This window comes from Streptomyces chrestomyceticus JCM 4735 (assembly GCF_003865135.1).
GTDB lineage: Bacteria > Actinomycetota > Actinomycetes > Streptomycetales > Streptomycetaceae > Streptomyces > Streptomyces chrestomyceticus.
The window spans coordinates 5,422,299-5,444,079 of the sequence record NZ_BHZC01000001.1 but is presented as its reverse complement, the minus strand read 5'-3'; the positions used below and the strand labels follow the sequence as shown (position 1 = coordinate 5,444,079).

15 protein-coding genes and 2 pseudogenes are annotated in these 21,781 nt (G+C 72.2%); 9 read left to right on the top strand and 8 right to left on the bottom strand.

The genetic code is table 11. The features are described 5' to 3' along the window. Window position 1 precedes the first annotated feature (1 nt). A pseudogene (locus EJG53_RS23600) lies at window positions 2–2,110 on the top strand (caspase, EACC1-associated type); the annotation flags it as partial. Between the two features lie 123 nt (window positions 2,111–2,233). Here EJG53_RS23600 and EJG53_RS23595 read toward each other — a convergent pair. Then, window positions 2,234–3,630 (bottom strand): annotated as a pseudogene (locus EJG53_RS23595) (sensor histidine kinase); the annotation flags it as partial. Continuing rightward, entirely contained in the window at window positions 3,627–4,256 is a 630-nt protein-coding gene (locus EJG53_RS23590) for a hypothetical protein (protein ID WP_244955290.1), read from the bottom strand. The pseudogene EJG53_RS23595 and the gene EJG53_RS23590, both read right to left, overlap by 4 nt. A 298-nt stretch (window positions 4,257–4,554) precedes the next feature. Between EJG53_RS23590 and EJG53_RS23585 the strand changes: the two genes are divergently transcribed. Further along, a complete protein-coding gene (locus EJG53_RS23585) occupies window positions 4,555–4,848 on the top strand; it encodes a hypothetical protein (protein WP_125046439.1) in 294 nt (97 codons plus the stop codon). Between the two features lie 45 nt (window positions 4,849–4,893). Here the strand turns inward: EJG53_RS23585 and EJG53_RS23580 are convergent, their stop codons facing one another. Then, window positions 4,894–5,820, bottom strand: coding sequence for an isocitrate lyase/PEP mutase family protein (locus tag EJG53_RS23580; RefSeq protein WP_125046438.1), 927 nt, complete (start codon window positions 5,818–5,820; stop codon window positions 4,894–4,896). After that, entirely contained in the window at window positions 5,817–6,779 is a 963-nt protein-coding gene (locus EJG53_RS23575) for a cytochrome P450 (protein ID WP_218041927.1), read from the bottom strand. Before EJG53_RS23575 ends, EJG53_RS23580 begins: the two co-directional genes overlap by 4 nt. A gap of 63 nt (window positions 6,780–6,842) precedes the next feature. Here EJG53_RS23575 and EJG53_RS23570 point away from each other — a divergent pair, with 63 nt between their 5' ends. Further along, complete coding sequence (locus EJG53_RS23570; protein ID WP_125046437.1) at window positions 6,843–7,586, top strand: ArsR/SmtB family transcription factor; 744 nt, start codon at window positions 6,843–6,845, stop codon at window positions 7,584–7,586. A 21-nt stretch (window positions 7,587–7,607) separates the two neighbouring features. Here EJG53_RS23570 and EJG53_RS23565 read toward each other — a convergent pair whose 3' ends face one another. Both EJG53_RS23565 and EJG53_RS23560 read right to left on the bottom strand, forming a co-directional pair. After that, window positions 7,608–8,999 (bottom strand): glycosyltransferase family 39 protein, encoded by a 1,392-nt coding sequence (locus EJG53_RS23565; RefSeq protein WP_154806395.1) that lies wholly within the window; start codon window positions 8,997–8,999, stop codon window positions 7,608–7,610. 282 nt (window positions 9,000–9,281) lie between these two features. Further along, a complete protein-coding gene (locus EJG53_RS23560; protein ID WP_125046436.1) occupies window positions 9,282–12,179 on the bottom strand; it encodes a serine hydrolase in 2,898 nt (965 codons plus the stop codon). 248 nt (window positions 12,180–12,427) lie between these two features. Between EJG53_RS23560 and EJG53_RS23555 the strand changes: the two genes are divergently transcribed. The 3 genes from EJG53_RS23555 (at window position 12,428) to EJG53_RS23545 (ending at window position 14,930) form a co-directional block, all read left to right on the top strand. Then, window positions 12,428–13,201 (top strand): GOLPH3/VPS74 family protein, encoded by a 774-nt coding sequence (locus EJG53_RS23555; RefSeq protein WP_031012367.1) that lies wholly within the window; start codon window positions 12,428–12,430, stop codon window positions 13,199–13,201. A gap of 452 nt (window positions 13,202–13,653) precedes the next feature. After that, complete coding sequence (locus tag EJG53_RS23550; protein WP_031012369.1) at window positions 13,654–14,520, top strand: helix-turn-helix domain-containing protein; 867 nt, start codon at window positions 13,654–13,656, stop codon at window positions 14,518–14,520. Window positions 14,521–14,720: 200 nt separating this feature from the next. Beyond that, window positions 14,721–14,930, top strand: coding sequence for a DUF397 domain-containing protein (locus EJG53_RS23545; RefSeq protein ID WP_031012371.1), 210 nt, complete (start codon window positions 14,721–14,723; stop codon window positions 14,928–14,930). A 168-nt stretch (window positions 14,931–15,098) separates the two neighbouring features. Here EJG53_RS23545 and EJG53_RS23540 read toward each other — a convergent pair whose 3' ends face one another. After that, window positions 15,099–16,001, bottom strand: a complete 903-nt coding sequence (locus EJG53_RS23540; protein ID WP_244955289.1) for a hypothetical protein — start codon at window positions 15,999–16,001, stop codon at window positions 15,099–15,101. Between the two features lie 190 nt (window positions 16,002–16,191). On the opposite strand from EJG53_RS23540, the gene EJG53_RS23535 reads away from it, so the two are divergent. The 3 genes from EJG53_RS23535 (at window position 16,192) to EJG53_RS23525 (ending at window position 20,032) form a co-directional block, all read left to right on the top strand. Further along, window positions 16,192–17,394, top strand: coding sequence for an aminotransferase-like domain-containing protein (locus tag EJG53_RS23535; protein WP_125046435.1), 1,203 nt, complete (start codon window positions 16,192–16,194; stop codon window positions 17,392–17,394). A gap of 62 nt (window positions 17,395–17,456) precedes the next feature. Next, complete coding sequence (locus tag EJG53_RS23530) at window positions 17,457–18,242, top strand: SDR family oxidoreductase (RefSeq protein ID WP_125046434.1); 786 nt, start codon at window positions 17,457–17,459, stop codon at window positions 18,240–18,242. 197 nt (window positions 18,243–18,439) lie between these two features. Further along, entirely contained in the window at window positions 18,440–20,032 is a 1,593-nt protein-coding gene (locus EJG53_RS23525) for a sodium:solute symporter family protein (RefSeq protein ID WP_125046433.1), read from the top strand. Between the two features lie 36 nt (window positions 20,033–20,068). Here the strand turns inward: EJG53_RS23525 and EJG53_RS23520 are convergent, their stop codons facing one another. Continuing rightward, entirely contained in the window at window positions 20,069–21,772 is a 1,704-nt protein-coding gene (locus EJG53_RS23520) for an ABC transporter family substrate-binding protein (RefSeq protein ID WP_125046432.1), read from the bottom strand. Window positions 21,773–21,781: the final 9 nt, after the last annotated feature.

Genomic DNA, 21,781 nt, shown 5'->3' with positions numbered 1-21,781 from the left:
AATGGGTGGAGTCGGGGGAGATGCGGGGACGGCGTTCGATCCGGCGGAGTCGGCTTGTGTGATCATCGGGGTCGACCGGTACGCCAATCTGCCGCCGCTGCCCGGGGTCCGCAACAACCTCAAGGCGCTCAAGGCCGCGCTGACCGACCGGACCATCGGCGGCATGCCCAGGAAGAACTGCCGGATCGTGTCCAACCCCCGGACGATCACGGGGGCGTTGAAGCCCATCGAGGAAGCGGTACGGGCCGCGCGGGACACCCTGATCGTGTACTACGCGGGCCACGGCTTCCTCGACTCGCGGCAGGAGGGCCTGTACCTCACGCTGCCCGGTACGGAACCGGGGAAGGTGCACAGCGGCATCCCGTACACCTGGCTGCGCAGTGCCCTGGGCACCCGTACGCCGCCCAAGCGCCGCATCATCATCCTCGACTGCTGCTACAGCGGCAGCGTGATCAAGGGCATGTCCGCCGGGACGATGGGCGGCACCATGTCCACCGTGGCGGCCACGCAGCAGGCGTCCAGTCGGCTGGGTGAGGCGCTGTTCGAGGGCATGGACAGCCTGGAGGGCGTCTCGTACCTGCTCACCTCGACGCCCTGGAACGTCGAGGCGCTGGCGCCGGAGGGCGAGGAGCACACCGCCTTCACCGGGGAGTTCCTGCGGGTGTTGCGGGAGGGGGTTCCCGGCACGGCCCAGGCCCCGGGCCCGGGCCCGACACCGGCCCCCGGGAGCACGGCAACCACCACGGCCACGGCTCCCCCGCCCCACGATCACCTCAGCCTCGAAGTCATCTACCGGGAGGTCCGCCGCGCCCTCCGCGAGAAGAACCGTCCGCTGCCGCAGCAGCAGGCGCAGAACGGCATCGAGAAGCTGCCGTTCGTACGGAACCGGGCTGTGCGCCCCGCTCCCCCGGCAGATCAAGCGGGCCAGACCGGCGAGACCGGCCGACCTGGCCGGCCCGGACAGCCCGGACAGCCTGGTCCGGCTTCGAGCGGCGGCTCGACAGCGGGCGCGAGGGCCGGCGGCCCTCCTGGGGCCCCGGGTACCGCGCAGTCCCCCGCACCCCTCGCTCCAGAAGCCGTCAAGACACGGAAGGTCCGGCGGCAGGCGCTGGTCTCCGTACTGTGCGTCGCGGTGGTGGCGATAGCGGTCCCGGCCGCCGTGTGGTGGCAGACGCGGGACGGCGAGCCGGCCTCCGGCGCCTGCTCCGCCGACGTGGCGCTGATCGGCCACAGTGACGCGCTCAACGGCGTCGAGTACGAGGGCGCCGTACCGGTGGACGGCCTGTCCGGCCTGGCGCTGTCCGGCCCCTCCCGGGCGTGGGCGCTGGCCGACAACGCGCCGGGCCGGCTCTTCGACCTCGACCTCGGCACGTCGGGCGTCGCACCGCCGGCCGCCCGCGCCGTCCACCTGCGTACCCTCCGCCCCGCCGGCGGCGGACGCTTCGACGGCGAGGGGCTCGTCCTGGAGAAGGGCGGACGGACCGTTCTGGTCGCCTCGGAGGCGGGCCCGTCAATCCGCAGGTTCCGGTTGTCGGACGGCGCGGAGACGGGTCGCGTCGAGCTGCCGCGCAACCTGGTCGAGTGGGCCGGGCCGGAGAACCTGGAGGCGCTGGGCGCGTCACCGGACGGCCGGTATCTGTACGCGGGCATGGAGGCGCCGCTCTTCCATGACGGCAAGGCGCGCGGCCGAAGCCTGCTGCGTATCCAGCGCTTCAAGGGGACGCCGGGCGGCGCGTACGTACCGGACAAGCAGTTCGCCTACCAGTCGGCGGCGGGGCTGCGGGTCTCGGAGCTGGTGGCGACGGGCGGTGACCGGCTGCTCGTGCTGGAGACCAACCACGCGGAGGGCCAGGGCAACGCGGTACGCGTCTTCGGGGCCGACCTGAGCCGGGCGAAGGACGTCTCCCGGGTGGCGTCGTTGCAGTCGGAGCCGGTCGACGCGTTCGCGAAGAAGTGGGAGCCGGTCGACCTCGTCACCTGTCCCCGGGGTGGCGCGGCGGCCGCCCAGCCGCAGTCGAACCCGTTGCTGGAGAACGCCGAGGGGATGGCGCTCGGCACCGTGCCGCTGGCCTCCGGCCCGTACAAGGGGCGGCTGCCGCTGTTCATCGTGTCGGACAACAACAACAGCCCGCACCAGATCACCCGGGTGTACGCCCTGGCGATCCGGACGGGTCGGACGGGGACGGGGACCGAGGCAGGGGCCGGGGGCGGAACTCCGGCGGGTGTGGGGCGGAGGCGGGGTAAGGCGGAGGACGGCTCGGGCGCCGCCGTCCGGTGCGTTGGTGAAGTGCAGTTCGATGCCCAGGACGGACGCCTGGCCGACGGCGATGGTCAGGCCGAGGCCGTGGCCCTTGCCGCGGCCCGGCGCGTCGGTACGGAAGCGCTGCGGGCCGTGGTGCAGCAACTCGTCCGGGAAGCCGGGGCCGTGGTCGCGTACTTCCACGACGGGGGTCGGGGGCGGTCCTCTTCGGGGGCTTCGTCGTGCGGTGGCCTGTCCTGTGATGGCTTGACGTGCGGCTCTTCCCCGTACGCCCCGCCCCCACCCCCACCCGGTACGTCCACGGTCACCACCACCGGCGGCTCCCCGTGCCGGTGCGCGTTCAGGACCAGGTTGCACAGGATGCGGTCCAGGCGGCGCCGGTCCGTCCGTACGACCGCGTCCCGCACGACGCGCACCTCGGTGTCGAGGCCCGTGCCCCGCACCGCACCGCGCACCAGTGCGCCCAGTTCGTACGCGGCCAGGTCGGGGCGTTCGGCGCCGGAGTCGAGGCGGGAGATCTCCAGCAGGTCCTCGGTGAGCCGGTGCAGCGCCCGCAGCCGGTCGTTCATCATCTCCTTGGGGCGGCCCTCGGGCAGCAGTTCGGCCGAGGCGAGGATGCCGGTCAGCGGGGTGCGCAGTTCGTGGGCCACGTCGGCGGTGAAGCGCTGTTCGGCCTGGAGGCGGGCCTGGAGGGAACCGGCCACCGAGTCCAGCGCCGCTGCCACCGCCGCCACCTCGTCCTGCGCTCCCGGCCGGCCCCGCCGCCCCTCCCCCTCGGTGCCGACCCGCGCGTCCAGGTCCCCCGCGGTGATGCGGCGCGCGACGGCCGCCGTGGTGCTCAGCCGGCGGCTGATGCGGTGCGCGAGGAACAGTCCGGCGAGGGCGACGGCGGTGGCGGCGAGGACGGCGGAGCCGAAGATGGCCGTGTCGAGGTTCTCCAGGGAGCGGCGGGTGTTCTCGTACGGGGACCAGACCGCCATCACCTGGTCGCCGGCCGGCGCCGCCGTCCACATCACGCGCTGCCCGTGGTAGGTGCCTACCATGCTGCCGCGCCTGTCGTGGTGCACCAACGTACGGAGCTGGGCGGGCAGTTCCGCCGGGTCGAGTACGGAGTTGAGGCCCTCGCGGGAGGTGCCGTACTCGTACAGGTCCAGCGCGTCGTCGAGGTCGGCGAGGGTCTCCTTCCGTACCTGGCCGACGGTTTGGCGGGCGACGGCGTTGTGGACCAGTACGCCCAGCACGGCGGCGACCGCGCAGCACACCGCCGTGACGGTGAGCGCGATCTTCCAGCGGAGGGAGAGCGCCAAGCGCGGCAGGCGGGTCGGACGCGCCGGGCGTGCCGGGCGGGTCGGACGTGCCGGGCGGGTCATGCGGGAGCCCCCGGGGACGGGGTGTTCGACGGGGCCGTGGGCAGCGGGTTCTGCGGGGTCCGGTACTCGTCCAGGGTGAGGTCCCACAGGCCCATCCGCCGGCCGTCCCACACGTAGTCGGTGACGCTGACGTAGCGCGGGTCCTTGGTGGGCTCGCGTACGGCGAGGTGGCCCGCGGCCAGTTCGACGCCCGCGAGGACGGCGCGCATCGCCAGGACGCGCGTCACGACCTGGTCGCGGACGCTGTAGACGCGCAGCAGGCTGGTGCGCGCGTCCAGGTCGACGGCGCTGATCAGGTCCGGTTTTCCGTCGTCGGTGAGGTCGTGGAGGACCGGACTGCGTACGGCGCCGGGGGCGGGCGGCCGGTCCCCGTCGGCCGCGATGTCCGCACGGACGACGGCCGCCGGGTCGGTGTCCTTCATGCTGCCGGAGGGGACGCGGGCGATGCCCGGTACGGCGCGCTGGTCGCCGGGGTCCTCGTCGCGGACGCGTGGCGCGGGCGTACGGTCCGCCCACAGGGCGAGCGGGGCTTTGACGTCCCGCGCGCGGCCGTCGTCGTGCAGACCGGCGACGGGTGCGCAGCCCGCCGCCAGGGCGAGCGGCAGCGGCAGCACGGTCAGTGCCACCGCCGTGAGCTTCCGGCGCCGCACGGCCCACCGCCTTCCCGTCCGACGCGTCCCCGTGACCTTCCGGGCACGGACACAGATGTACGTAACGAGACAAAGTTACCCATAGTGGCGGCGCGCGTACGGTTACCTGCGCCCACGCCGTGACACCACTGCCCGCAGAGAGGGTCAAGGCTGTTACACAACCTACGGATCGCCGTGAAACACGCCTCGTACATTCATCTTCGAACCAGCAGACAGCGTCAGACAGCAGACCTACGGCAGTCCGGTCAGGGCCGCCACGACGAGGAGTAGTTCCATGCGGGCAAAGCGCCGCTCCGTGATCCGTACCGCCGCCGTCGCGACCGGTGTCGCGGCCGCACTGCTCCTCCCGGTGAGCGGCGCGTTCGCCGCCACCGACGCCACTGCCGCCACCACGCAGCAGCACGCGACGGGCCGCCTGTCCGCCCTCCTGCCCGAGAACGGCCTCGCCGGGGTCGCCGAGCGGATCGGCGAGCTGCCCGCGGGCGGGCTCGCGGGCGCGGCCGGTGTACTCGGCGCGGCGGGTGTGGGTGTCGCGATGCACCGGCGCCGCCAGGCACAGCAGGTCTGAGCCGAGGCCGCCCGCCCGCAGCCTCGCCCCGCCCCTTTCGGCCCGTCACTCCGCCAGCCGCTGCACCTCCCCGTAACCGGGCACACCGGCGAGGCCCCCTGGCCCGCCCCCACCGTCCACCCCGTCCGCCCGTACGGACTCCGCGAGCGTCACCGCCGCGTGCAGCGCCGAACGGAACAGCAGCGAACCGGTACTGACGCGCCGTACGCCCAGCTCGGCAAGGCGGGCGAGGCGGCCCCGGCCGCCGTCCGGGCCTGGTGTGTACAGGACGTTCAGCGGCGCCGGGATGCCCGCGACGAGCGTGCGGATGACCCGTTCGTCCGCGACGCCGGGCACGAAGATGCCGTCCGCCCCGGCCGCCAGATACGTTTCGGCGCGGGCCAGCGTCTCGTCCAGCGGCCGCGTCGCGGCGTCGTCCACGAGCCAGTGCGTGTCGATCCGGGCGTTGACGTAGAGGCCCGGCGCACTCTCCTTGACCGCGCGGATCAGCTCCGCCTGCCGCGCGGCCGCGACCAGCGGGCCGTCCCCCGTACGGCCCGGCAGCCCGTCCTCCAAGTTGACGCCGGACGCACCCGCCTCCGCCAACTCCGCCGCCAGCGCGCCCACTTCCTCCGGCCCGCCACCGAAGCCGCCTTCGATGTCGACCGTGTACGGGCAGGTCAGACGGCTGCCGAGCCGTCGCGCGAGGGCGACCGTGGCGTCCCGTACGCGGGCCGAGCCCTGCCCGTCGGGTTCGCCCAGCGCTGCCGCGACGCCCAGGCTCGTGGTGCCGATCGCGGCGAAGCCGACGGCGGCGAGGGCGGTGGCGGAGGCGGCGTCCCAGGCGTTGGGGAGCAGCAGTGGCTCGTCGGCGGCGTGGTGCAGGGCGTGGAAGGTGCTGGTCAGGTGCGTGCGGTCGGGTTGGGGCACTTGCGTCTCCGAGTCCGTGGTCGTGTCCGCAGTCGTGTCCGTGCCGGTGTTCACCGCGCTCATCCGCACACCACCTCCAGTGCCGCCGGCACCCGCAGGTTCACGGACGGCTCGTACGCGAGGTCCGGGCGGACGAGGCGGCAGCCGCGCGCGAGCAACGCGTCCAGCACTCCGGCCGCGACGGCTCGGGCATGGGCCTGGCCAGGACAGGCGTGCGCCCCGGCGCCGAAGGCCAGCGATCCGTCGGAGGTGACCAGGCCGACGCGTACCGGGTCGCCTCCGTCGACGGGGGCTCGGAGGGTGCCCCGTACGGGCGGGTCGGTGCGCAGGGTCTGATCGAGCCGGTCCGTGACGAGGTCGGCGGAGGGTTCGGGTGGGGGCTCCGGCGCGTGGCCCGTTCCCGTCCCCGCTCCTGCTTCCGCTCCTGTCAGCGCCAGGTACGCCGCGTTCCCGATCAGCCCCGCCGTGGCGTCGTACGCCTGCACCAGCAGGCCGATGCGGGCCGCCGTGGCCTCGTCCCACGTACCGCCGCAGTCCGCCACGAGCCGAGTGAGGGCGCGGTCCGCAGCCGGGATGGTCTCGCCGTGCGCGTGGTACGCGCTGGCCACGTCTCCCACCAGCCCGGCCGTGTCGGCCGTGACCGGCAGACCGAGCGACGCGGCGAGTACCTCGGCGGGCACGACGCGGGCCACTCGCGCCATCACCTCGACCGTGCCGGGGGCGCTCAGCAGCTCCTGCGTCCGAACGCGGGCCGCATCGCGCAGCGCCTCGGCATTCACGTCCGGCCCGTCAGACACACCGAGCGCACCGAGTGCACCGATCGCCAGCGCCCGCCGCCGCGCATGCGCCTCCCCGCTGCTGAAGCGGGCCACCCGCGCCCGCAGCCAGGCCATCGTGCCCTCGGGTACGTCCTCCGGCACCGGCGGCACCCTCCAGCCCGGGTCCGTGAGCAGGTCAGGCCCGGCCCCCTCGCGTACGCCGTCTTCCATGTCGTCCACGTCGTCCAGATCCAAGGTCCGCATGCCAGGACCGTAGAACCGCATCGTTTCGGGCCCGGCCGAAACGTGCCCGCGCACAATGGACCCATGACCACACAGGTACCGCCGCCGGACGCGGCACCGGCGCAGAGCATCGGGCTCGCGCGGCTCGCGGGCCTGCTCGCCGACCGGACCCGGGCCGCGTTCTGCCTGGCCCTGCTGGACGGGCGGGCGTGGACGGCGGGTGAGCTGGCCGCGTACGCGCGGGTCGCGCCGTCCAGTGCGAGCGAGCATCTGACGCGGCTGACCGAGGGCGGGCTGCTGGTGGAGCACCGCCAGGGCCGGCACCGGTACGTGCAGCTCGCGAGCCCCCGCGTCGCCGAGCTGATCGAGGGGCTGACCGCGCACCTCGATCCGCCCGCCGAGCGGCCGCGCGGACTGCGCGCCGCCAACGCGTCGGCCGCGCTGGCCCGCGGGCGTACCTGCTACGACCACCTGGCCGGGCGGCTGGGCGTGGCCGTCACGGACGCGATGACCGGGCGCGGCCTGATCGACCAGGACGGCGGCTTCGCGCTCACCGCTGCGGGCCGTACCTGGTTCGCCGAGGCCCTCGCCACCGACACCGCCACGCTCCGCGCGGGCCGCCGCCCGACGGCCCGCGGCTGCCTGGACTGGACCGAGCGGCGGCAGCACCTGGCAGGTGTGGCGGGCGCCCGGCTCTGCGCGGGGCTGCTGGAACGGGCGTGGGTACGGCGCGTCGGCAGCGGCCGGGCCGTACGGCTGACGCCTGCAGGGGCGGAGGCCCTGCGTGACCTGCTGGGACTGGACGCGGAGGCGGCGGGGCTGCTCTAGCCGGAGCGCGGACCTCGCCTCTCAGCAGTAGCCCGGACGGGCGTACAGCGTGATGCTCGCGCCCTTCACGTCCCTCGTCGCGCAGACCTGGAACGCGGCCTTCAAGGTGGTCCGCTTGGCGATCTCCTGGTCGGTCCGGTCGAGCGGCTGTCCCTTCGCGTCGCCGACCGCGACGATACGGCGGGCCCGCGTCATGTGCGCGTGGATGCGGTCGCCGGACAGTTCGGTGCCGTACAGCGTGTGGGAGGCCACCGGGCTCTCGTCGAGCGCGAGGTCCCGCAGGCGGTGGAACTCGTGCGGCGCGGCCGCCGCCCACACCCGGCGCCGGGCGGGCAGGAACAGCAGGCCGTCGCCGGGCGATGACAGCTCCCGTACGGCCTGGGTGACCGCGATCGCGTCGTCGGTGCGGCTCTGCGGGCTGCGCAGGAAGACGTTGACGGGGACGAGCAGCGCCAGGACCACCACGAGCGCCGCCGACCGGTACAGCACCCTGCGCCGGGTCTGGCCGCGGCGGCCGGGCGGGCGCAGTACCCAGTCGAGCGCCGCTCCCGCCAGGAGGGCGAACCCGGCCACGTAGTACAGGACGTAACGGTCCACGTACATCGGCTTGAGCTGGGAGAGCAGCACCAGCAGCGCCGTGGGCAGGACCAGCAGGGGAAACGCGACCGGCCGCAGCCGCAGTTGCTGCCGGCCCGCGCGGGCGACCGGCGCGCGCGAGCAGAGCAGGCCGCCCAGCACCAGGGCGATGAAGGTGCCCAACTGGACGGGGTTGGGCCACTGGAGCCAACTGAGCTGTTCCGACTGCCCCATGCTGAACAGGGCCAGCGGCACCAGGCCGACGACCACCGCGGCCGCCGCCACACACCAGGCCCTGCGCACCGCGCGCGGCAGCCCGGACAGGGCGACGGCGGCGCCGTGCGCGGGCAGGACCAGTACGGCGAACTCATGCATCAGGCAGGCCGCCAGCGACAGTGCCGCGTACCCCGCCCACAGGCGCTTGCCGGGCCGGGCGGTGACCCGCGCCAGCAGGTAGGTGGACCACACGACCAGCGCGCACACCAACGCGTAGGAGCGGCCCTCCTGCGCGTACTGCTGCACCATCGGCAGCAGTACGAAGACAAGGCCCGCGAAGAGCCCCGCCCGCCGGCCCGCCAGTTGCCTGCCCAGCAGCGTGACCCCGGCGGCGGCTGCCGCCATCGCCACCACCGACGGCAGTCGCAGGGCCACCACACCCCCGTCGAAGACGAGGAACCATCCGCGCATGAGCACGTAGTAGAGACCGTGCACCGCGTCCACGGTCTGGAGGGTCGGCCACAGCTCCGCCAGGGTGCGGTGCGCCATGTCGTACGTGACCGCCTCGTCCCGCCACATGCTGTCCTGGCGGCGGATGCCCCACAGCCCCAGGACGAGCATCAGCGCGGCCGGGAACAGCGCGACGGCCCCCCGCGACGCCCAGATGCTCCGGGCGCGCGCGGGGACGCGTAGGCGGTCTGCGCTATGTCGATGGCGGGCTCCGAGGGCGGGAAAGGGACTGGGCCAGGGGGCGGGGACTGGGGCTGTGACGCTTAGACCGTACGACAGCCGCCGCCCAGCAGCAGGCCGGGGCCCGCCGGTGAGCGGCGACTGCGCGCCGGGCATGACCGAGGCCCCGGCAAGCGTCTGCTTGCCGGGGCCTCGACGGAACGGGTCAAGTGATCAGGCGATGCGCTTCAGCTTGGCGCCGAAGGACGGCTCGGCGAGGTCCTTCTGCAGGGCCACCGGCACCTTCGCCGCAGTGGAGCCGGTGCCGACGGTCAGCTCGCCGACCACCGTGCCGGCCTTCGCCTCGTGCGGGACGGACTTGCCGGCGGCGGCGCCGATCTTGAAGTCGATCTTCTGGCCGGGGACGCCGATCGCCTGCAGGTCCTTCGTCGCGACGACGGGCGTCTCGCCGCCCACACCGTCGTCCACATAGCCGACGACCTGGCCCTTCTTCACCGTGGTGGCGGAGGTCAGGGCGTTGCGGACGGCTTCGATCATGGGCCTGCTGCGCTCCAGGACCAGCGCGAGGCTGCTGGTTCCGTTGGGGTCCGGGCCCTTGGCGTGCTGTCCCATCGTCACGCCGAGGATGAGCTGGTCCTTGCCGCCCACGCCCTTGTAGGACGCCCACACCAGCGCACCGCCGGCCGCCGTGCTGGAGCCGGTCTTGATGCCCTTGACGCTCAGCTCGGGGTACCGCGCGATCAGGTCGTTGGCGTTGAAGATCCGCGTGGGCAGCCCGTCCTTGGCGTCGGGCATCGCGACGATCGGCCGGAACGCGTCCAGCTTCATGACCTCCTCGGCCAGCTTGAGCTGGTCGACGGCGGTGCTGACGGTGGTCTTGGTCAGGCCGCTGGGGTCGGTGTACGTGGTGTTCTTCATGCCGAGGTCCTGGGCCGCGGCGTTCATCTTCTTGGCGAACTCCTGCTCCGAACCGGCGTCCCAGCGGGCCAGCGCGCGGGCGATGTTGTTGGCCGAGTGGATCATCAGCATCTGAAGCATCTTCGCCTCGCTGTACTGCTGTCCCTCCTTGAGCCCCGGGATCGTCGACTCGCCCGGGGCGTTGCCCTCCCGGACCGCCTTCGCGTCGATCGTGATCTTCGGGCCCTCTTCCTTGACCTTGAGAGGGTGGTTCTTCAGGATCACGTACGCGGTCATGATCTTGGCGACGCTCGCCGTCGGCACCGGCTTCTCCTCGCCGTACGTGCCCAGGCTGCCCGCGCCCACGACCTTCGCCGCGGCCTGGCCCTCCTTCGGCCACGGCATCTGGAACGAGCCGCCCTCGAACGTGAACGAGGTCTTCCCGTTCAGCGCCAGCGACGGGCTCGGCAGCGGCCGCACCTGCTGCACGACCACGAAGACCACCAGCAGCAGAAGGACCAGCGGCGTCCAGATCTTGAACCGCCGGGCGATCGTCCGCATCGGAGTCTCGGGCGGCGGCGGGGTGTTGGTCAGTTGCGCCAGCAGGTCCAGCGGGGGCAGCGGCTGCTGCCTGGTCTGCTCGGAGTCGGGCAGCGCGGTGGCACCGGACTTCGCCGCCGTACCGGCCGGGGCCGCGGTGGCGGATGCCTCGGCGGCGCCGGACTTGGCCTCCGGCTGCGTACCGGTGGCGGCGCCGGAAGTGGCGGCAGCCTTCGCGCCCCACTTCGTGCCCGGGGCGACGTCCGGCTCGGCAGCCGGCTTCGCGCCCGGCTTGTCGTCGGCCTTCGCGGCGTCCTTGGCCGCCTGCTTCCCGCCCTTGCCCGCCTTGCCGGACTTGTCGCCCCCGACCGGGCGCGGCGACTTGATCGGCTGCGGGTCGGTGGACTTCAGCGCCACGAACTGGCTGGTCCGCTCGCCGTCCGACTCCGCGGCGCCGGGGGGCCGGACGGCCTTGATCGCGGTGGTCGGCTGGTCGACCGGGGAGGCGGAACCGGTGTCGGGCTTGCCCTCGGGCTTGCCCTCGGACTTGGTGCCGGCCTTGGCGTCGGATGCGGGATCCGTCTTGGCGCCGGACTTTCCGGTGGCCTTTTCGGCAGGCTTCCCGGTGGGCTTTTCGGCGGCCTTTCGGTCGCCCTTTTCGACGGACTTCTCAGCGGCCCCTTCGGCGGACTTCTCCGACTTCGGGGCGGCGGCCTCGGCGTCGGGCTTTCCGCCCTTCGCGCCGTTCTTCGCACCGCCCTTCGCGCTGTCCCCGGCGCCGCTCCCGGTGTCGGCCTTCGCCGGATCGGCGTCGCCCGAACCCTTCTGCTTTGCGATCGAGAACACTCGCGTGGCCTCGTCGGCGGACGCTTCACCGTCCTCCGCGAGGCTCGGCGCCTTGAAGATCGCCGTCGGCTGGTCCACGGACGCCGACGCGCCTTCGGAGGCGGCACCCGAAGCGCCCTTCTCCTTGACGGCGGAACCCTTCGCGCCCGAGCCCTTGCCCGCCGAGCCCTTCGCGGCGCTCCCGGCCGCGGAACCCTCGGCGGCGGCCTTCGCCCCGGCCTCCTTGGCGTCGCCCGCGGGAGCAGCCTTCCCGGCGTCCTTGGAGGCGCCCTTAGGGGCGTCCTTGGAGGCGTCCGCAGCGGTGCCCTCGGCCGGCTCCCCGGCCGTTCCCTTCCCCTTCGCCGGCTCCTTCGCCGGCGCCTTCACCGACTTGTCCGCCGATTCCTTCGCCGCGCCCTCGGCCGCAGCACCGGAACCAGCGGCCTCACCGTCACCAGCACCGGCACCGACTCCGGCATCAGCCGACGCCTTCGTCACCGGAGCATCCCCCGCCTCAGCCTTCGCACGTGTTTCCTTCTCGGCGTCCGTGCCGGTCCCGGTTTCCTCGCCGGACCCGCCCTCGGCACCGTCGTCGTCCTTGGTCGCCACCCACGCGGCAACCGCTTCCCGCAGCCGTTCGTCCCGGCCCTCGCCCTGGGCACCGGCCGCCTTGTCGCCGTTGTCGGCCTTACCGGCCGTACCGGACTTGTCAGCCTTACCCGCCTCGTCGGCTTTCGCCTCACCGGCCGGTGTTTCACGGAAGACTGCGAGTCGCGGATCGCGTTCGCTCCCCGCCGTCTCCCCCGACGACTGCTTCTGCTCCGGCTTGCCGGGGGACTCGCCCGCCACCTATGTCTCCTTCACACGTCCGCGACACGTCGCGCTCTGTCTGGCCCAGTGTTCCCAAGTGTCCTGTGTCCGCGAGGCACGTCCGCACCGCCACGCGAAACGCTGGGCGCCCCGCCCCACAGAAGGCGTCGCCAAGGAGCTAGACGAGAACGACATACCTACAGGTTCCCTGCCTAACCCCCCAGGCACTCTCGACAGATGAATGTGAGAGGGGTCACCCTGTCATTCATCCACGCGGGGAGGCATGGATGGGCAGGAGCCGCAGAACAATTCCGGAGGAGCTTCTGCTGCTCGCTTTGGACCCGGCAACGGGAACCACAGCGCAGCCGCAGTCGCTCGACCTCGGTCTGGCCGGGGCCCAGCTAGTAGAGCTGGCTCTGGCCGGACGGATAGCCCCTGACGGGGATCGTATCGCCGTGGTGCTGCCACGGCCGACCGGAGATCCGACTCTGGACTCCGCGCTCGAACTGCTGCGCCGACGCGGCAGCCCGGTGCGCGCCGTCCACTGGATCGGCGGGCCCCGGCTGGGGCTGCGCCAGACGTATCTCACGCATCTGGAGCGGTGCGGCATGGTGCATGCCGTGGCGGGCCAGATGTGCGGGGTGCTGCCGACGACTCGCTACCAGGCGACGGACACGGCCATCAGCCGGGAGATCAAGAACCGGCTGGACAACGCGATCCGCACCGGCGTACCGCCGGACCCGCGGACCGCGGCGCTCGCCGCACTGGCCCACGCGGTCGGTCTCGGCAAGCACCTGTATCCCGGGAACGAGGGGCGCTCCTCGCGCTCCCGCCTCCGGGACCTGATCCGGCACGACCCGATGGGCGGGCTGGTCGCACATGCCGTCATGGATGTGCAGAACGGCGTCGCGGCACAGCCGAGGCGCGCACCGGTGACGGTGTCGGGAGCGGCGTCCGGGCCGGGTGCGGGCAGGCAGCCCGCGACCCGCGTGGCGGCCGAGCCGGCGGGCGTACCGGTACAGCCGCGGCACGGGTCCATGGCCCGCGTCGGCGCACGCTGACGTCCCGCGTCGGCGAGCACGGACGACGAGCCCGGTACCGCGGCGGTGACGGCACGTCGCGCGGAGCGCGGACACACCACGCGGCACCCACGCTCGGTGCGTGTCAGGCGCACCAAGCACCAGCACCAAGCACCACCCACACCTCAGCAGAAACAGCAGGACCGGCAGAAACAGCAGGACCCGTACAACGAGCAGGACCCGTGCGACGAGTACGACCAGCGGAACGAGCACGAGCGCGATCAGCAGAACCAGCACCACCGTCCCCACAGTCCCGTTCGGGAGCCGCAGCAAGCGCGGGGTGGCGGACCGGCCGTTCCGGACGACGGCCGGGCCGCCACCCCGCGCGCACGTCCGCTCGCCTTGTGTGTCCATTCCACTGCGCCGCGCGGACCTGGGATGGCAATCTGCTGAGCAGGAGAAATCAGCAGTACGGAGCCGGAGGTGCACGTCCCGTGGCGTCCAACATCAATCCCACCGTCCGGCGGCGCCGGCTGGGCCAGGAGCTGCGCAGGCTCCGCGAGCTGAAGGGCATGACGGCCGAAGAGGTCGCCGAGCGCCTGCTCGTGTCCCAGTCGAAGATCAGCCGACTGGAGAACGGCCGCCGCAGCATCAGCCAGCGGGACGTCCGGGACCTGTGCGGGGTCTACGAGGTCGACGACCACCGGGTCGTGGATTCGCTGATGCAGATGGCCAAGGACTCCCGCCAGCAGGGCTGGTGGCACGCGTTCGGCGACATCCCGTACAGCGTCTACATCGGGCTGGAGACCGAGGCGGCCTCGCTGCGGGTGTACGAGTCGCTGCTCGTACCGGGCCTGCTGCAGACGTCCGGCTATGCCGAGGCCGTCATTCCCGGCACGGTCCCCGAGCTGACGCAGGAGCAGCTTGAGAAACGCATTCAAGTGCGGATGCGCCGCCAGGACCGGGTCAATCACCCCGACAGTCCGCTGCGGTTGTGGGTCGTCCTGGACGAGAGCGCGCTGCGGCGGGTGGTGGGCAGTCACCTGATCATGCGCGAGCAGCTCGAACACCTCGTGGAGGTCAGCAATCTGCCGCATGTGACGGTGCAGGTGCTGCCGTACGACGCGGGCGCGCACGCCGGCATGTCGGGCACCTTCTCGATCCTGGAGTTCGACGACGCGGCCGATTCGAGCGTGGTCTACATCGAGGGCGTCACCAGCGATCTGTACCTGGAGAAGACCAACGATGTGCACAAGTACACGATCATGTACGAACATCTGCGGGCCCAGGCGCTGAGTGCGGACCAGAGCAGGGAGTTCATCGCCGCGGCGGCGAAGAAGCACGCGGACAGCATGGCCTGATCACGATGCCAGGTTGGCTGAATCCGGGATTCCGGAAGAAGTCCGGCACCGTACACCGAGATGCGGCCGCTTCAAAAGAGATCAAGGAATATGCCATACGGATGGGTGAACTACTCCTGCCGTCGGTGATGTTGGCGCGTAGCGTCGGGACTACCGAATCCGCGGCAACGCGGTGCAACTCAGATCGAGTCGGAGTGAACATGGCCATTCAGCCCAATTCCGCATTCTCCTGGACGAAGTCCTCGTACTCCGGTGGCAATGGCGCTTGCGTCGAGGTCGCCGTGCCGGCGCCCGCCGCCATCGCGGTCCGTGACTCCAAGAACCCCGACGGCCCGCGCCTGACCTTCGACACCTCCGCGTGGAGCTCCTTCGTGGGGGACGTGAGCAAAGGCGCGTACGACCTGACCTGATCCGGACCCTCCTGATCTGTTCCGGGTCTGATCCCGGTCCGATCCGGCCGGTCACGGCCTGATGCCGTACACCGCATGTCGCGTACCACCCCAGAGCCCTCTCGACTGGATCGCCGTCCCGGCCGAGGGGGCTCGGCCCTGCCCGACCCCTCCCCAGCCCCTCCCCCCTCAGCGCAGCTCGTCCACGTACCGGTCCGTCCCCGGCACCGTGGGGACGAACGGCGCGACCAGCTCCACCCGCCCCAGCCCCGAGGCCGTGACCTCCCCGTCCAGCCCCGTGCACCACGGCTCCCAGCACGCGCGCGGGTCCTCCTGGAGGAACCACAGCAGCGTCAGCCGGGTGTCCGCGCCCTCCACCTGCCGCACGTACGCCATCCGGTCGGCCGACAGCGGCCTGGGCCGGAAGACCGTCACCATGGCCGCGGGCGAGCCCGCCAGCCGGCGCGGCAGCCGCTCCTCCGTCAGCCACCGCAGCAGCGCGGTACGGCCCGGGGTGCCCGCCGTGTCGATGACCTCCAGGACGAGTCCGGCGTACGGGTGGTCCAGGGCGTGGAAGTCGCGCGGGCCGCGGGTGCCGTCCCGGTAGACGGTGGCCTCGTGGTCGTGGAAGGCCGTGAAGACGTGCGTGCGGTCGTGGTGGATGCGGCCGTCGGCGTTCAGCCGCCGGTTGATGGCGACGGTCCACCGCAGATGGTCGTCGTAGCGGCCCTCGGTGATCCAGTACGTGGACAGGTAGCAACCGGCGGTGACGGGCCGGGCGACGGCCGACCGCGCGGGGTAGCGCAGGAGCTGGAGGTCACGGGTGGCGACCCAGCGGCGGCCCGCGAAGATCCAGGGCATCGCCATCGCGCCGGCCAGGTAGTGGTCGTCCTCGTACCAGCGGTTGTAGGTGTACTCGTGGCCGGGGTGCGGCTCGACCATGGTGATCAGCGCGTGCCCGGGGCGCACGCCGTAGGGGCCGACGGCGGCCAGTTCGGCGTAGGTCCCGCTGCGGGTGTCCGCGGCCGTTGCCGCAGCCGCGGCCGATTCCGTTTCCGCGTGCTCGTCGTCCGTGCCGGGGTTCTGGGTCATGTCCAGTGGTGTAGCTGACGCGGCATCAGGTAGCGAGATGCCCGCCCCTCCCACCACCCCCCGGCCCACCATGCGGGCACCCCTGCACACCCCGTACGCCCCCGCCTAAGCTCCCTGCATCCTGCACCTATCGAGGGGCGGGCCGCCTCGCGCGCCCGCGGCGCAGGCCGTACGACGACGGGAGAACGCCATGCCGGAAGACGTCCGATCCACCCCGCAGCTCGCCGCGCGTGCGGCGCGGACGGGCGGCTCCCCGGTACGCGAGATCCTCGCCCTGACCGCCCGGCCCGAGGTCATATCCTTCGCCGGCGGGCTGCCCGCGGGCGAGCTGTTCGACACCGGCGGCATCTCCGCCGCCTTCCGGCACGTACTGGACGAGGCGCCGCGGCAGGCCCTTCAGTACTCGACGACCGAGGGCGACCCGGCCCTGCGCGCGGCCGTGGCGGCCCGGGTGAGTGCCCGCGGCCTCGCCACCGCGCCGGACGACCTGTTGATCACCACCGGTTCGCAGCAGGGACTGTCGCTGCTGGCCACGGCCCTGCTGGAGCCCGGCGACACGGTGCTGGTCGAGGACCCGTGCTACCTGGCGGCGCTCCAGGTCTTCTCGCTCGCGGGCGCGCGGGTGGTACCGGTGCCGACCGACGACGAGGGGCTGGACCCGCAGGCGCTGGACGAGATCGCGGCGCGCGGGCGGCCGAAGCTGCTCTACCTCGTGCCGACGTTCCAGAATCCGACGGGCCGGACGCTGCCGGCGGGGCGGCGGGCCGCGGTGGCCCGGGTGGCGGCCCGTCGCGGGCTGTGGATCGTGGAGGACGACCCGTACGGAGAGCTGCGGTTCGAGGGCGATCCGGTGCCGTACCTCGGTTCGTTCCCCGGCGCCGAGGACCGTACGGCGCTGCTCGGCTCCTTCTCGAAGATCGTGGCGCCGGGGCTGCGGCTGGGCTGGCTGCGGGCGCCGGCCGTACTGCGCCGGGCCTGCGTCGTCGCGAAGCAGGCGGCCGACCTGCACACCTCGACGCTCGACCAGGCGGCCGCCGCCCGCTATCTGGCGGGCCCGGACCTGGACGCCCACCTGGAACGGGTGCGCGGCGCCTACCGCGCCCGGCGCGACGCGCTGGTGGACGGTCTGGGCGAGGCCCTGCCCGAGGGCTCGCGCTGGAACCGGCCGGACGGCGGGATGTTCGTCTGGGCGTCGATGCCCGCCGGGTACGACGCGGCGGCGCTGCTGCCCGAGGTGGTCCGGTACGACGTGGCGTACGTGCCGGGCGCGCCCTTCTACGCCGGGCCGGCCGACGCGGGGACGATGCGGCTGTCCTTCGTGACGCATCCGCCGGAGGAGATTCGGGAGGGGCTGCTGCGGCTGGCGAAGACGCTGCGGGCGCCACGACCATAGTCATCCGTCACCCGCGCCACTATCCTGACGCCCCATCAGATGCCACCCGGCTGGAGGCGCGCATGCTGCTGCGGGACAAGACCGTCGTCGTCTCGGGCGTCGGCGCCGGGCTCGGCCACCAGGTGGCGACGGCGTGTGTACGGGACGGCGCTTCGGTGGTGCTCGGCGCCCGTACGGAGTCCCGCCTCGCCGAGACAGCGGCACAGGCCGATCCGTCGGGCGAGCGCGTCGCCTGGCGGGTGACGGACATCGCGGACGAGGAGCAGTGCGCTGCGCTGGCCGCGCTCGCGGCCGAACGTTTCGGCGGCATCGACGCGCTCGTTCAGGTGGCCGCGCTGGACTCGCACTTCGGCGGGCTGGCGGACGCCGACTTCGACACCTGGCAGCGCGTCGTGGACATCAACCTCTTCGGCACGCTGCGCATGGCGCGCGCCTGCCTGTCGTCCATGACGGAGCGCGGTGGCGGGTCGGTCGTACTGATCGGCACGCAGTCGTCGGTCGCCGCGCCGTCCGAGGTGCGGCAGGCGGCGTACGCGGCGTCCAAGGGCGCGCTGGTCTCGGCGATGTACTCGCTCGCGCGCGAGCTGGGGCCGCGCCGGATACGCGTCAACACCGTGCAGCCGGGCTGGATGTGGGGCCCGCAGGTCGAGGCGTACGTCCGCTATGCGGCGCACACCGAGGACGTACCGGAGCGTGAGGTGCTGGACCGGCTCACCACCCGGATGGCGCTGCCGGAGATGGCGACGGACGCCGATGTCGCGGAGAGCGCGGTGTTCCTGGCGTCCGACCGGGCGCGGGCGATCACCGGGCAGTCGCTGCTGGTGAACGCCGGTGAGGTCATGCGCTAGCGGACCGGCCCTGGCGACGCCCTCCGGGTTCGTTCGCCGCGCTGACAGCAGTTCACATCCTTGACCGCCCGTGCTCTTGACCGCCCCTCCTCACGAGCGGTTCAATCCCCGAAGTCCCCGCTCCGGCAGGGGAACCCGCCTCGCGGACCGTACGCCGACGTGTCTCCCCGTTCACAAGGCGGACCCCTGGAGGGGGCATGAACAGTCTCGACTGGGCCGTGCTCGTCGGCTACTTCGGCGTGATGGTCGCGATCGGCGTCTGGTCCCACCGGCGCGTGGACGACGTCGGCGACTTCTTCACCGCGGGCGGCCGGATGCCCTGGTGGCTGTCCGGCATCTCGCACCACATGTCGGGCTACAGCGCCGTGATGTTCACCGGGTACGCGGGCATCGCCTATCAGTACGGCGTCACGTCCTACGTCACCTGGTCCTTCCCCATCGCGGTGGGGATCGCCATCGGGGCGCGTCTGTTCGCCGGGCGGCTGAACCGGCTGCGGTCGCGGCTGCACGTCGCCTCGCCGCTGGAGTACCTCAAGAGCCGCTACAACCTGCCCACCCAGCAGGCGCTCGCCTGGTCCGGCGTGGTGCTGAAGATCGTGGACGTGGGGGCCAAGTGGGCGGCGATAGCGACCCTCCTGTCCGTCTTCACCGGGCTCTCCCTCAACCAGGGCATCCTGATCACAGGTGTCGTCACCGGCGTGTACTGCACCGTCGGCGGCCTGTGGGCGGACGCGCTCACCGAGCTGGGGCAGTTCGTCATCCAGTTGCTGGCGGGTGTGGCGATGCTGGTGACCGTCCTGGCGGAGCTGGGCGGTGTCAGCGCGCTGTGGACGGTGTGGGACCGGCTGCCGGACAGCCACGCCCGTCCGACGGTCGGCCCGTACACGCTGACGTTCCTGCTCGCGTACCTCTTCATCAAGACGTTCGAGTACAGCGGCGGCATGTGGAACCAGGCGCAGCGCTACATGGCCACCCGCAGCGCGCGCGAGGCGCGGCGTTCGGCGCGGCTGTCAGCCGTCCTGTGGTTCGTGTGGCCGGCGGTGCTCTTCTTCCCGATGTGGGTCGCGCCGCTGCTGGTGAAGGCCGAGAAACCGGACGCCTCCGACTCGTACGCGCTGCTCACCGAACATCTGCTGCCGCACGGCCTGCTGGGTCTGGTCATCGTCGGGTTCTTCTCGCACACGATGGCCATGTGCTCGTCCGACGCCAACGCCATCTCCGCCGTCTTCACCCGGGACATCGCACCCGCGCTGCCGAAGCTGGGCGCGCGGGCCCGTACCTGGTCGCACCGGGCGGGGCTGCTGGCCGCGCGGCTGTCCACCGTCGCCTTCCTGGCGCTGTCGATGGCCATCGCCACCCAGGTGAACTCGCCGACGTTCAAGGACATCATCACCGTCGTGATCAAGTGGGTGGCCGGTCTGGTCGGGCCGATCTCCATTCCGTTCCTGCTCGGCATGGTGCCGCGTTTTCGCAGGTCCGGGCCGACGGCGGCGCTGGTGTCCTGGGCGGCGGGCCTGTTCGCGTTCTGGTTCACCAACTACGGGCTGACCGGTGTCCAGCTCCAGATCCAGATCGTCGCGCCGGTGGCCACCTCGCTGGTCCTGTACGTCGTGCTCGGCTTCCTCAAACCGGAGGACACGCCGGAGCGGGACGCGGTGCTCGCCCGGATCAACTCCGGCGACGACGACCAGGAAGACCTGGGTGACGACGGGAGCGGAAGCGGCGGGGACGGCATCGGCACGGCGTCCGGGCGGGGCGACGGGCCCGGACACCGTGCCGCGCCGCGGTGAGGCGGCCGTACGCCCCGCCGCGGCGGACCACACGGGCTACTGCTTCGTGTAGCCGATCCGCTCGTACGCGATGTCGGCCATGCCCTGGGCGCCCAGGTTGGCCAGATTCTTCTTGGCCGCGGTGATCTCGGGGAGCTGGTAGGTCGGCAGGACGCCGGCCACCTGCCACGCCTCCGCGTCGGCCGCGTTGACGGTCTCCAGGGCGGTGGCCTGGTCCGCGCTGCGGCCCGCCTTGTCCAGCAGGTCGTCCAGCTTGGCGCTGCCGGTCTTGGAGTCGTTGCCGCCGCCGTCGCGGGCGTAGGTGCCGCTGGAGCCGGTCGCGGCGAACGGCGTACGGGAGAAGCTGTAGGGCGCCACGTCGTAGTCGCCCGGGGTCACGTACTTGTCGAAGAACTCGTTGACGGGCACCGTCCGGATGTCCAGTGCGACCCCGGCCTGGGCCCACATCTGGGTGAGTATGGTGGCCTCGTTCTTCGCGGCGGGCTGGCCGGTGGGGATCACGAAGCGCAGCTTCAGCTCCTCGCCGCCCTTCTTGCGGACCGTGCCGCCGTCCAGCTTCCACCCGGCCTCGTCCAGCATCCGGGCGGCGGCCTTCGGGTCGTACGTGCCGAGGTCGCCGGCGTTGTTCCGGTAGCCCTTCTGGTTGGGCATGAGGAAGTGGTTGCCCAGCGGCTTGCCCTCCCAGTTGAGGCCCTTCAAGCCGGACTTCACGAGCGTCTCGCGGTCGGTGGCCTTGAACAGCGCCTTGCGCACCTTGGGGTCGCTGAGCTTCGGGCTCTTGCCGTTGAAGGTCAGGTGCCGGTAGTTGGGGCCGCCGGCCTCGCGTATCTCACCCGACTTCACGCCCGAGACCTGCTTGAAGGCGGCCACACTCGCGTTCAGGTCGAAGTAGTCGATCTCCCCGTTGGCGTAGGCGGCGGGCATCGACTCGGTCGTCATCGCATGGAAGACGATCTTGTCGAGCTTCGGCTTGTCGCCCCACCACGCGGGGTCCGGCACCAGGGTGACGGTCTGCGCGGTCTTGTCGATGCCGCCGAGCTTGTACGCGTTGGCGGTGACCGGGATGGTGTTGAGGTAGCCGGTGGTGAAGCTCTTCGCGTCGGCCATGTACTTCGCCGGGTAGAGCGGGGTGTTGTTGGGCGCCCCGAACAGGGCGCGCCAGTCCGCGTACGGCTTGTCGAAGGTCAGGACGGCCTCGTGGTCGTCCTTGCCCCTGCGTACGGACGACACGTCCTCGTACCCGGCCGGCGAAACGACCTTGTACGCCGGGTCCTTGCTGCTCAGCGCCCGGACGTTGGCCTCCAGGTCGCGGTAGGTGATCGGTGTGCCGTCGGACCACTTCGCCTTGGGGTTCAGGTGGTACGTGACGATCTGCTTGCCGCCCTCCGTACGGCTCGCGGCGTCCAGCAGGAACGCCTTGTCGGGCACCTGCTCGCCGTTGGGCCGCGAGTGCCACAGCGACGGCAGCACGGCCTCGACGACGGCGTTGGTGGCGGCCTGGTTGCCGTCCGTCTCCATCTCGTTGAACTGGACGGGGAACTGGTCTATCGCCCAGTTCAGCGTGCCGCCCCGGGTCAGTCGCGCCGGGTCGGTCTGGTTGATGTCCAGCGCGGTGGTCTTCGGCGGCTGCTTCGCCGTGCCGCCACCGCCCTCGTCGTCCGACGTGCCACAAGCGGTCAGCGCCGAGGACGCCACCATGACGGTGACGACGAGGGCGAGCGGAACTCTGGAGTGCTTCATTGCGGAGAC